Genomic DNA, 12088 nt, shown 5'->3' on the forward strand with positions numbered 1-12088 from the left:
AGAAAGCCGCAGTCCATTGAACTTCTGGTCGATCTACCAGCACGGCTTCGCGCGGGTCGCCGCGTGCACGGGCCACACCGTCATCGCCGATCCGCTCGCCAACGCGGAGGCGGTGCTGCGGCAGGCGCAGGCGTGCGCGCGCGACGGCGTCGCGGTCGCCGTCTTCCCCGAGCTGGGTCTGACCGGCTACTCGATCGAGGACCTGCTGCTGCAGGATCCGGTGCTCGACGAGGTGGAGCAGGCGCTGCGGAACGTGGTGGCCGGGTCGGCGGACCTGCTGCCGGTGCTGGTGATCGGCGCTCCGCTGCGCCATCGCCACCGGATCTACAACTGCGCGGTGATCGTGCACCGCGGCCGGATCCTCGGCGTCGCGCCGAAGTCGTACCCGCCGAACTACCGCGAGTTCTACGAGAAGCGGCAGATCGCCTCCGGCGAGAACGAGCGCGGCGGGACGATCCGGGTCGGCGGCCAGGAGGTGCCGTTCGGGATCGATCTGCTCTTCGAGGCCGACGACGTCCCGGGTCTGGTGCTGCACGCGGAGATCTGTGAGGACATGTGGGTGCCGGTGCCGCCGAGCGCGGAGGCCGCGCTGGCCGGGGCGACCGTGCTCGCCAACCTCTCGGGCAGCCCGATCACGGTCGGCCGGGCCGAGGACCGCCGGCTGCTGTGCCGGGCGGCGTCCGCGCGCTGTCTGGCGGCCTACGTCTACTCGGCGGCCGGTCTGGGTGAGTCGACGACGGATCTGTCCTGGGACGGACAGACCATGATCTACGAGAACGGCGCCCTGCTCGCCGAGACGGACCGCTTCGCGAGCGACGACCAGTACGCGGTGGCCGACGTCGATCTCGACCTGCTGCGGCAGGAGCGGCACCGGATGGGCACGTTCGACGACAACCGGCGTGCGCACGCCGGGCGGACCGACGACTTCCGGAGAATCGGGTTCCGGCTCGACGCGCCCCGTACCGATCTCGGGCTCAGGCGCCGGGTCGAGCGCTTCCCGTTCGTGCCCGCCGACGCCGACCGGCTCGCGCTCGACTGCTACGAGGCGTACAACATCCAGGTCGCGGGCCTTCAGCAGCGTCTTTCGGCGATCGGCGGCCCGAAGGTCGTCATCGGTGTGTCCGGCGGCCTCGACTCCACGCACGCGCTGATCGTCGCCGCCCGTGCGATGGACCGGGCCGGGCGTCCGCGCAGCGACATCCTCGCCTTCACCCTGCCCGGGTTCGCCACCAGCGACCACACCAAGGACAACGCCCACAAGCTGATGAACTCGCTCGGCGTCACCGCGGCCGAGCTGGACATCACGCCGACCGCGCGGCTGATGCTGAAGGAGATGGGGCACCCGTTCGCGGCCGGCGAGCCGGTGTACGACGTCACCTTCGAGAACGTGCAGGCGGGCCTGCGCACCGACTACCTGTTCCGGCTCGCGAACCAGCGCGGCGGCATCGTGCTGGGCACCGGTGACCTGTCGGAGCTGGCGCTCGGCTGGTCCACGTACGGCGTGGGCGACCAGATGAGCCACTACAACGTCAACTCCGGTGTGCCGAAGACGCTGATCCAGCATCTGATCCGCTGGGTCATCGGCAGCGAGCAGTTCGACGCGGAGACCGGTAAGACCCTGGGCGCGATCCTCGACACCGAGATCAGCCCCGAGCTGGTGCCGGGCGAGGAGATGCAGTCCACCGAGTCGAAGATCGGGCCGTACGCGCTGCACGACTTCACGCTCTTCCACGTCCTGCGGTACGGCTTCCGGCCGTCGAAGATCGCTTTCCTCGCGTGGCACGCGTGGCACGACCCCCGGGCCGGCAGCTGGCCCCCCGGGTTCCCCGAGGCGAAGCGGGTGGCGTACGACCTGGCCGAGATCCGGCGCTGGCTGGAGGTCTTCTGCCGTCGCTTCTTCGCGTTCGCACAGTTCAAGCGCTCCGCGATGCCGAACGGCCCGAAGGTCTCGGCGGGCGGTTCGCTCTCTCCGCGCGGCGACTGGCGGGCACCGTCCGACGGCAACGCGGCCGCGTGGCTGCGCGACCTCGGCCGTATCGACGTATGAGGCACTGAGCCCGTCGGGTCCGTTTATCGAACGTGAACTCCCGGACAACGAACGATTTCCGGCCAACTTTCTGACGCGGTCCTGACAGAAACCGCAGTCACCTGCCACTCTTCCCACGGCCGCGATACAGCAACCCCACAGCACCGTCACTCGACGGTGCCCGCGGCCGAACTCCCGCACGCGCACGTCGTTCTGCGTACCACCCCGTGTCGCCCGGACGGCCCACCCGCCGGCCGGTCTCCCCTGGCCGCGTGATCCGCGGCCGCGCAGAAGGAGTCAGTGTTGAGAGACAGTTCCTCCCACAGACGCACCCCCCACACGACGCACCGCAGGGCCGCCGCCGTCGCCCTGGTCGGCGTCTCCGCCCTGATCGCCGCGGCAGTCCAGACCGGCGCCGCCACCGCAGCCCCGGAGAAGGCACCGTCGGCCGCGGGCAAGGTCATACCGGGCGCCGAGTCGGTCAAACTCTCCCCCGCCCAGCGCGCCGAGCTGATACGCGAAGCCAACGCCACCAAGGCGGACACCGCCAAGGACCTGGGCCTGGGCGCCAAGGAGAAGCTGGTCGTCCGTGACGTCGTCAAGGACGGCAACGGCACGGTCCACACCCGCTACGAGCGGACCTACGACGGTCTGCCCGTTCTCGGCGGCGACCTGGTCGTCGAGACCACGAAGTCCGGCGTCACCAAGGACGTCGTGAAGGCGACCCGTGCCGCCATCAAGCCGGCGACCACGACCGCCGCCGTCCCCGCCGCCAAGGCGGAGAAGCAGGCGCTGGCCGCGGCGAAGGCCGAGGACGCCAAGAGCCCGGACGTCAACAAGGCGCCGCGCAAGGTGATCTGGGCCGCGAACGGCAAGCCGACCCTCGCCTACGAGACCGTCGTCGGCGGCCTCCAGGAGGACGGCACCCCCAGCGAGCTGCACGTCGTCACCGACGCCGCCACCGGCGCCAAGCTGTACGAGTACCAGGCCATCGAGACCGGTACCGGCAACACGATGTACAGCGGCACGGTGACGCTCGGCACCACGCAGTCCGGGTCGACGTACAACCTGACCGACGGCGCGCGCGGCAACCACAAGACGTACAACCTCAACCGCGGCACCTCCGGCACCGGCACGCTGTTCTCGGGCCCGGACGACGTGTGGGGCAACGGCGCCGCGTCCAACGCGGAGACCGCGGGCGCGGACGCGCACTACGGTGCCGCGCTGACGTGGGACTACTACAAGAACGTGCACGGCCGCAGCGGCATCCGGGGCGACGGCGTCGGCGCCTACTCCCGGGTCCACTACGGCAACAACTACGTCAACGCCTTCTGGTCCGACAGCTGCTTCTGCATGACGTACGGCGACGGCTCGGGCAACGCCAACCCGCTGACGTCGATCGACGTGGCCGGCCACGAGATGACCCACGGCGTCACCTCCAACACCGCGGGGCTCATCTACAGCGGCGAGTCCGGCGGTCTGAACGAGGCGACCTCCGACATCTTCGGCTCGACCGTCGAGTTCTACGCCAACAACGCCTCCGACGTCGGTGACTACCTCATCGGCGAGGAGATCAACATCAACGGCGACGGCACCCCGCTGCGCTACATGGACAAGCCGAGCAAGGACGGCGCGTCCAAGGACGCCTGGTACTCGGGCATCGGCTCGATCGACGTGCACTACTCGTCGGGCCCGGCGAACCACTTCTTCTACCTGCTGAGCGAGGGCAGCGGCACCAAGGTCATCAACGGTGTCACCTACAACTCGCCCACCTCGGACGGCCTTCCGGTCACCGGCATCGGCCGCGCCAAGGCGGAGAAGATCTGGTTCCGCTCGCTGACCACCAAGTTCACCTCGAACACCAACTACGCCGCAGCACGCACCGGCACCCTCGCGGCCGCCGGTGAGCTGTACGGCACCACGAGCGCCGAGTACAAGGCCGTGCAGGACGCCTGGGCGGGCGTCAACGTGGGCACGCGCTCGGACGGCGGCGGCGGTGGCGGCACCACCTTCGAGAGCGGCACCGACGTGGCGATCCCGGACCGGGGCGCGGCGGTCACCTCGCCGATCACCGTCTCCGGGCGGACCGGCAACGCGCCGTCCAACCTCCAGGTCGGCGTGGACATCGTCCACACGTACATCGGTGACCTGAAGGTGGATCTGCTCGCCCCCGACGGCACGGTGTACACGCTGAAGGGGTACGGCACGGGCGGCAGCTCGGACAACCTCAACACCACCTACACGGTGAACGCCTCCTCCGAGGCGGCGAACGGCGTCTGGACGCTGCGGGTCCAGGACAACGCGGCCATCGACACCGGCTACATCAACAGCTGGAAGCTCACCTTCCCGTAGGCCCGTGCACGGTCCGCCTCTGACAGGGCGCCGTCTCGGTGGGTTCAACTCCCGCCGGGACGGCGCCCGTTCGCATGTCTGAAACGTTCACCGTTCAGTCAAATCTTGGCCAACATCACCGAGCACTCCTGACATGTACGCGTCCCAGGTGTCACGCTTCCCCCACCCGCCGCACCAGCACCAATGCACCTCCCCCACAAAAGGAGCTCGTGTGACCCCCCTCTACGCGCGTCGCAAGCGCACCACCCTGGCCATCGCCACCTCCGTGGCCGCCGGGGCCCTCCTCACCACCGCCCTGACCACCGGTGGTTCGGCCGCCGCGGCCCCCGCGGACGCCGGCACCAAGGCCGCCCCGCTCGCCGCACCGGTCGCGCTCGCCCCCGCCGCGCGCACCACGCTCATCCAGGACCGGCAGGCCAAGGCCGCCGCCACCGCCGACGAGATAGGCCTCGGCGCCCAGGAGAAGCTTCTCGTCAAGGACGTCGTCAAGGACGCCGACGGCAGCGTCCACACCCGCTACGAGCGCACCTACGCGGGCCTGCCCGTCCTCGGCGGCGACCTGGTCGTCCACCAGTCGGCGTCCGGCGCGAGAAAGGGCGTGACCAAGGCGACGACGGCCACCATCAAGGTCGCCTCGCTGAAGCCGGCGATCACCGCGGCCAAGGCCGAGGGCCAGGCGGTCTCGCTCGCCAAGTCGGCCGGTTCGAAGAAGACCGAGGCGGACAAGGCGCCGCGCAAGGTGATCTGGGCGGCGAACGGCAAGCCGGTCCTCGCCTACGAGACCGTCGTCGGCGGCCTCCAGGACGACGGCACCCCGAACGAGCTGCACGTCATCACCGACGCCGCCACCGGCAAGAAGCTCTACGAGTACCAGGGCATCGAGACCGGCACCGGCAAGAGCCTGTACTCCGGCACGGTCACCCTCGGCACGACCAAGTCGGGCTCGACGTACCAGCTCTACGACACCACGCGCGGCGGCCACAAGACGTACAACAAGGCTCGCAGCACCAGCTCCTCCGCCGGCACGCTGTTCACCGACGCGGACGACACCTGGGGCACCGGCACCGCCTCCAGCTCCTCCACCGACCAGACGGCCGCCGTCGACGCGGCCTACGGCGCGCAGGAGACCTGGGACTACTACAAGAACACCTTCGGCCGCAGCGGCATCAAGAACGACGGCAAGGCCGCCTACTCCCGCGTCCACTACGGCAACGCCTACGTCAACGCCTTCTGGGACGACAGCTGCTTCTGCATGACCTACGGCGACGGCACGGGCAACACCAACCCGCTGACCTCGCTGGACGTGGCCGGCCACGAGATGACCCACGGCGTCACCTCCAACACCGCGGGCCTGAACTACACCGGGGAGTCCGGCGGCCTGAACGAGGCCACCTCCGACATCTTCGGCACGGCCGTCGAGTTCTACGCCAAGAACTCCTCCGACGTCGGTGACTACCTCATCGGCGAGGAGATCGACATCAACGGCGACGGCACCCCGCTGCGCTACATGGACAAGCCCAGCAAGGACGGCGCGTCCAAGGACGCCTGGTCCTCGTCGCTGGGCGGCCTGGACGTGCACTACTCCTCGGGCCCGGCGAACCACTTCTTCTACCTGCTGTCCGAGGGCAGCGGCAAGAAGACGATCAACGGGGTCAGCTACGACTCCCCGACTTCCAACGGCTCCACGGTCACCGGCATCGGCCGCGACAAGGCGGCGGCGATCTGGTACAAGGCGCTCACCGAGTACATGACGTCGACGACCAACTACAAGGCCGCCCGCACGGCGACCCTGAGCGCGGCGTCCGCCCTGTACGGCGGCACGAGCAGCACCGAGTACAACTCGGTGGCGGCCGCCTGGTCGGCCATCAACGTGAGCTGACGCGCGCGCAGTTGCCAGGGGCGGCACCCGGGACGAAGGCATCCCCGGGTGCCGCCCTACTCTTGGGAGCTATGTCCCCAGGGCCTTTCACGTACGAAGACGTCGGCGCGACCCGGGAGAGCGGCTTCTGCCCGCCCGGCTTCCACCCCCTGCACGTACGCACCCGCATCGGCGAGGGTGAGGACGTCTTCCGCAGAGCCGCCGAAGCGGTCATGACCTGGGAGATGCACCGCGAGCTGGGCGTCGGCATCGATGTCTCGGCCGACCGCGCGTCCCCCGACGTGGACGTCACGGTCACCCTCGCCGGCGTCATCAAGGCCCCGTGCCGGGTGGTCTGGACGGTCGAGGAGCACCGCCGCATCGGCTGGGCGTACGGCACTCTTTCCGGCCATCCCGAGTGCGGTGAGGAGTCCTTCGTCGTCGACCGCACGGGCGACGGCACGGTCTGGCTGACCGTCCGGGCCTTCAGCCGCGGGGCCAAGTGGTACGCCCGCGCGGGCGGACCGGCCACGCGAGGGCTGCAGCACGCCTATGCGCGACGGTGCGGCCATGTGCTGCGGCAGCTGTGCGAGCGCGAGGTCAAGGAGTACTGAGGAGTACTGAGGCCAGCACCCCCCGCGACCTCGCGCCCGCGACGGCGTCACCGCATCAGGACCCCCGCCCCCTCCCCCAGATCCTCGGCGGGCACCGCCACCAGCCCGAGCTCCGCGCTCGACGCCAGCAGACGGTGGGCCGGCAGGATGCGGACGGTGTAGCCGTAGGGGCCCGTCCGGTCCAGGGACAGCGGGCCCTCGTAGGTCCAGCGGCCCTCGGTGTCCGGGCCGCCCGTCGGCTTCAGGGGCGCCGTGGACGCGTCCGCGATGCGGTCCTCCGGGTCGACGCGGCCCGAGACCACCTGGACCTCCACGTCGTCCGGGGCGAGCTCGCCGAGGCCGACACGGACGCGCAGGGTGAGGGTCGAGCCGAGTTCGGCCGTGGCCGTCACCGCCGACACGGACGTCTCCACATGGTCGACGCTCACGTCGTGCCAGGCCGAGCGCACCCGCGCCTTCCAGACGGCGAGTTCACGCGCCGCGTCCGGCGTCATCGCGCGGTGGGCGTGCGCGGCGGGCGTGTAGAGGCGCTCCACGTACTCGCGGACCATCCTGCCCGCCAGCACCTTCGGGCCGAGCAGGGTGAGGGTCTGGCGGACCATCTCGATCCAGCGGTCGGGCAGACCGGACTGGCCGCGCTCGTAGAAACGCGGGGTCACCCGCTGCTCCAGCAGGTCGTACAGCGCCGCCGCCTCTATGTCGTCGCGCCGGTCCGGGTCCGTGCCGGTGCCGTCCGCCGTGGGGATCGCCCAGCCGAAGTCGGGCTGGAACCACTCGTCCCACCAGCCGTCCAGGACGGACAGGTTGAGGCAGCCGTTCAGGGCCGCCTTCATGCCGGAGGTGCCGCACGCCTCCAGCGGGCGCAGCGGGTTGTTCAGCCAGATGTCACAGCCGGGGTAGAGCTTCTGTGCCATCGCCATGCCGTAGTCCGGCAGGAAGACGAGGCGGTGGCGCACCCGCGGGTCGTCCGCGAACCGCACCAGCTCCTGCACCAGCCGCTTCCCGCCGTCGTCCGCGGGGTGCGCCTTGCCCGCCACCACGATCTGGATCGGCCGCTCGGGGTGCAGCAGCAGGTCCATCAGCCGGTCGCGGTCGCGCAGCATGAGCGTCAGGCGCTTGTACGAGGGGACCCTGCGGGCGAATCCGATGGTGAGGACGTCGGGGTCCAGGACACCGTCGATCCAGCCCAACTCGGCCGTTCCGGCGCCCCGTTGGCGCCATGAGGTGCGCAGCCGCTCGCGCACCTCCGTGACCAGCTGCTCGCGCAGCACCCGCCGCAGCTCCCAGATGTCCTGGTCCGGGATCTCCCCGACCGCGTCCCAGCGGTCCGAGCCGCCCACCGTCATCGCGTCCTCGGTGCGCTGGAGGCCGATCTGGCGGGTGCCGAGGCGGAAGACCTCGGGGGCGACCCAGGTCGGGGCGTGGACACCGTTGGTGACCGAGGTGATCGGGACCTCGTCGGGGTCGAACCCCGGCCACAGGCCCGAGAACATCTCGCGGCTGACGTTGCCGTGCAGCAGCGAGACGCCGTTCGCCCGCTGACCCAGGCGCAGGCCCATCACGGCCATGTTGAAGAGGTTCGGCTCGCCGCCGGGGTAGGTCTCCATGCCCAGCTGGAGGATGCGCTCGACGTCGATGCCGGGGAGCTCGGCTTCGGGTCCGAAGTGGTGGGCTACCAGCTCGCGGTCGAAGCGGTCGATGCCGGCCGGGACGGGGGTGTGGGTGGTGAAGACCGTGCCCGCGCGGACGGCCTCAAGGGCGGGGTCGAAGTCCAGTCCCTGGGCGGCCAGTTCGGCGATGCGCTCCAGTCCGAGGAAGCCGGCGTGTCCCTCGTTGGTGTGGAAGACCTCGGGGGCCGGGTGGCCGGTGAGACGGCAGTACGTCCGGACGGCCCGTACCCCTCCTATGCCCAGCAGCATCTCCTGGAGCAGCCGGTGCTCGCTGCCGCCGCCGTAGAGCCGGTCGGTCACCCCGCGTTCGCCGAGGTCGTTCTCCTCGACGTCGGAGTCGAGCATCAGCAACGGCACCCGGCCGACCTGGGCCAGCCAGACGCGGGCGTGCAGCGACCTGCCGCCGGGCAGGGCGAGCGAGACCTGGGCGGGGGTGCCGTCGGCTTCCTTCAGGAGCGCCAGCGGCAGCTCGTTGGGGTCCAGGACGGGGTAGTGCTCCTGCTGCCAGCCGTCCCGGGAGAGGGTCTGGCGGAAGTAGCCGTGCCGGTACAGCAGCCCGACGCCGATCAGCGGCACACCGAGGTCGCTGGCCGCCTTGAGATGGTCCCCGGCGAGGATGCCGAGGCCGCCGGAGTACTGGGGCAGGGCGGCCGTGATGCCGAACTCGGGCGAGAAGTAGGCGACGGCGGCGGGGAGTTCGGCGGACTGGTCCTGGTACCAGCGTCCACCGGTGACGTAGTCGTTGAGGTCGCCGGCGACCACGGTCAGCCGGCGCAGGAAGCGTCGGTCCTCTGCCAGTTCCGCGAGGCGCGCGGGCGAGACGCTGCCCAGCAGCCGTACGGGGTCGTTGCCCGAGGCGGCCCAGCGCTCGGGGTCCACGGACTGGAAGAGGTCACGGGTCTCCGCATGCCAGGACCAGCGCAGATTGCGCGCCAGGTCGCTGAGGGGCCGGAGGGGTTCGGGGAGGACAGGTCGGACGGTGAATCGACGGATCGCCTTCACGGTTCACCTCGGGCAGCACGTGGCAGGGGACACACGGCGGTGTGGGTCCCGTCATCGCCCCCGACGGTATCGGTATGCGGGGCTTCGTAACCACAGGGCGTTTTTGCGAGCGTCGAGCGAAGAGGACCGAGCGCCTCCGTCCGAAATCAAGCGCAACCTTTACGGATCCCCCATAGCCGATATGGCCGATTCCGCCCCCGTAGGCGTCCTTGTGGCGACTTCTCACATCACGAGAGGGTGACAGTGGCGTACCGGCCACGCCGGGTGCACCCGGCGATCTCGGCCGCCGTGCGCCGAGTTGAGGAGGGGAACTCACACCATGGCACGGACGCGCACGCGGCGTCTGCGCCGGGCGGGTGCTCTGACCGCGGTGACCTGTGTCGCCGCGCTTTCGGCCACCACCATGCCCGCGCACGCCGGACCGGAGGGACAGATACTCGGCGCCGGAGACCCCGGCTCCGTCAGCGGCAGTTACGTGGTGACACTCAAGGGGGGAACAAAGGCACCGACGGCGGCCGGAAAGAGCCTTGCCGAGAAGTACGGGGCGAAAATAAGCCACACCTACGGCACGGTTCTCAACGGCTACTCCGTCCGGGCCGACGAAAGACAGGCCAAGCGGCTCGCGGCCGACCCCCGGGTCGCCTCGGTCGTCCAGGACACCCGGGTGACCCTGGAGCACACGCAGAAGAATCCGCCGTCCTGGGGTCTCGACCGCATCGATCAGGCCAATCCTCCGCTGGACCGGAGCTACACCTGGCCCGAGTCCGCGGGCGCCGGGGTGACGGTCTATGTCATCGACACCGGGATCCGTATCTCGCACAAGGACTTCGGGGGCCGGGCGAGCTACGGCTGGGACTTCGTCGGCAACGACCGGACGGCCGGCGACGGCAACGGCCACGGCAGCCATGTCGCCGCCACCGTCGCGGGCAGGACGTACGGCGTGGCCAAGAAAGCCGAGGTCGTGGCCGTGCGCGTGCTGGACGACGCCGGCGGCGGCACGACGGCCCAGGTCATCGCCGGCATCGACTGGGTGACCAAGCACGCGAGGAAGCCGGCGGTCGCCAACGTCAGCCTCGGCGGCCACCGCAACGCGCAGCTGGACGCCGCCGTACGCAACTCCGTCGCCGCCGGTGTCACCTACACCGTGGCGGCGGGCAACGACGGGCTGCCGGCCGGCCTGTACTCCCCCGCGGCGGTGCGGGAGGCCATCACCGTGGGAGCCACCGACAAGAAGGACGCACGGGCCGGGTTCTCCAACACCGGACCGGTGCTGGACGTGTTCGCGCCGGGCGTGTCGATCACCTCCGCGTCCCACACGAGCGACACCGGCCGGGCCACCTACTCGGGTACGTCGATGGCGTCACCGCACGTGGCGGGCGTGGCCGCGCTCTATCTGGCCGACCACCGCAAGGCGTCGCCGGCCCAGGTCTCCAAGGCGCTGGTGGCGCAGGCCGCTTCCGGCAAGGTCTCCGGCCGCGGGCTCGGCTCACCGAACAAACTCGTGCAGGTACCGGGCTCGTAGCGGCCACTTCACGGCGAAGTGCGGACACCGGCCCCGTTCCTGAGGAACGGGGCCGGTCTTGTGCGTAGACATACGCGTGAGTAGTTAACAAAGTGCCGGATTGCCCACACGAATAGGGTGGGAAGGCTCCTCCGGTACACCCCACCCGTGCGCCCCCGGGCGTGCACCCCGCGGCCCAGCCGCACAGCTACACCGTCACCACGCAGGACCCACCTCCCCACAGCCATCCGCCCCAGCAGAGTTGACGCGGACAGGAGCGGTCATGCCCGCCATGCACCACCAGTCGTCCACACCCCCGACGCCTCGCACCGAAGCGCCCCCGGTCCCCCGCACCACCGCCGCCGACCCCGGGCCGCCCGTTCCGGAGCGACCCTCCACGACCGACCCGACCGGCGGTGTCGGGCGCATACCGGTTCTCGACGTCCGCCCGGTCGTCCAGCAAGGACGCAGGCCCGCGAAGGCGGTCACCGGCGAGACCTTCGAGATCTCGGCGACCGTGTTCCGCGAGGGGCACGACGCCGTGGCCGCCAATGCCGTACTGACCGACCCGGCCGGCCGCCCCGGCCCCTGGACCCCGATGCGTGAACTGGCCCCCGGCACCGACCGCTGGGGCGCCGACGTCACCGCCGGCGAGCCGGGCCACTGGACCTACCACGTGGAGGCCTGGGGCGACCCCATCAGCACCTGGCGGCACCACGCCGAGATCAAGATCCCCGCCGGGATGGACACGGACCTGGTCCTGGAGGAGGGCGCACGGCTGTACGAGCGTGCCGCCGACGGCGTGCCGAAGAACGAGGGGCGGCCGGTGATCCTCGCGGCCGCCGATGCCCTGCGGGACGAAAGCCGCCCGGCCGCGTGGCGGTTGGCGGCCGCGCTGACGCCCGAGGTCGACGCGGTGCTGGGGCGTTATCCGTTGCGGGATCTGGTCACCGCGTCGGATCCGCTGCCGCTGCTGGTGGAGCGGGAGCGGGCCCTGTACGGCTCGTGGTACGAGTTCTTCCCCCGCTCCGAGGGGACCGCGGAACGGCCGCACGGCACCTTCGA

7 protein-coding genes are annotated in these 12088 nt (G+C 70.6%); 6 read left to right on the forward strand and 1 reads right to left on the reverse strand.

Annotation, left to right across the window (positions count from 1 at the left end):
• Positions 1-16: 16 nt before the first annotated feature.
• From ACFPQ9_RS21385 to ACFPQ9_RS21400, 4 genes are all read left to right on the forward strand, one after another.
• Positions 17-2047 carry an NAD(+) synthase gene (locus ACFPQ9_RS21385; RefSeq protein ID WP_380855279.1) on the forward strand — a complete coding sequence of 677 codons (2031 nt, stop codon included), beginning with the start codon at positions 17-19 and terminating at the stop codon, positions 2045-2047.
• 282 nt (positions 2048-2329) lie between these two features.
• A complete protein-coding gene (locus tag ACFPQ9_RS21390) occupies positions 2330-4378 on the forward strand; it encodes a M4 family metallopeptidase (RefSeq protein WP_380855282.1) in 2049 nt (682 codons plus the stop codon).
• A 211-nt stretch (positions 4379-4589) separates the two neighbouring features.
• Positions 4590-6257 carry a M4 family metallopeptidase gene (locus tag ACFPQ9_RS21395; RefSeq protein ID WP_380855285.1) on the forward strand — a complete coding sequence of 556 codons (1668 nt, stop codon included), beginning with the start codon at positions 4590-4592 and terminating at the stop codon, positions 6255-6257.
• A gap of 71 nt (positions 6258-6328) precedes the next feature.
• The gene (locus ACFPQ9_RS21400; RefSeq protein WP_380855288.1) at positions 6329-6850 is read left to right on the forward strand and encodes a DUF1990 family protein; all 522 of its coding nucleotides are present in this window, start codon (positions 6329-6331) and stop codon (positions 6848-6850) included.
• A gap of 47 nt (positions 6851-6897) precedes the next feature.
• Here the strand turns inward: ACFPQ9_RS21400 and ACFPQ9_RS21405 are convergent, their stop codons facing one another.
• The gene (locus ACFPQ9_RS21405; protein WP_380855291.1) at positions 6898-9522 is read right to left on the reverse strand and encodes a glycosyltransferase family 1 protein; all 2625 of its coding nucleotides are present in this window, start codon (positions 9520-9522) and stop codon (positions 6898-6900) included.
• A 319-nt stretch (positions 9523-9841) separates the two neighbouring features.
• Here ACFPQ9_RS21405 and ACFPQ9_RS21410 point away from each other — a divergent pair, with 319 nt between their 5' ends.
• Together ACFPQ9_RS21410 and ACFPQ9_RS21415 are read left to right on the forward strand one after the other, a co-directional pair.
• Complete coding sequence (locus ACFPQ9_RS21410) at positions 9842-11044, forward strand: S8 family peptidase (protein ID WP_380855294.1); 1203 nt, start codon at positions 9842-9844, stop codon at positions 11042-11044.
• Positions 11045-11306: 262 nt separating this feature from the next.
• The coding region (locus tag ACFPQ9_RS21415) for a maltotransferase domain-containing protein (protein ID WP_380855297.1) at positions 11307-12088 on the forward strand (782 nt) is incomplete at its 3' end.

The organism is Streptomyces coerulescens, from assembly GCF_042657965.1.
Lineage (GTDB): Bacteria > Actinomycetota > Actinomycetes > Streptomycetales > Streptomycetaceae > Streptomyces > Streptomyces coerulescens.

Excerpts from the sequence above, each read along its gene's own strand:
- ACFPQ9_RS21400 (WP_380855288.1), top strand. The coding sequence starts at position 6,329 with ATGTCCCCAGGGCCTTTCACGTACGAAGACGTCGGCGCGACCCGGGAG.
- ACFPQ9_RS21410 (WP_380855294.1), top strand. The coding sequence starts at position 9,842 with ATGGCACGGACGCGCACGCGGCGTCTGCGCCGGGCGGGTGCTCTGACC.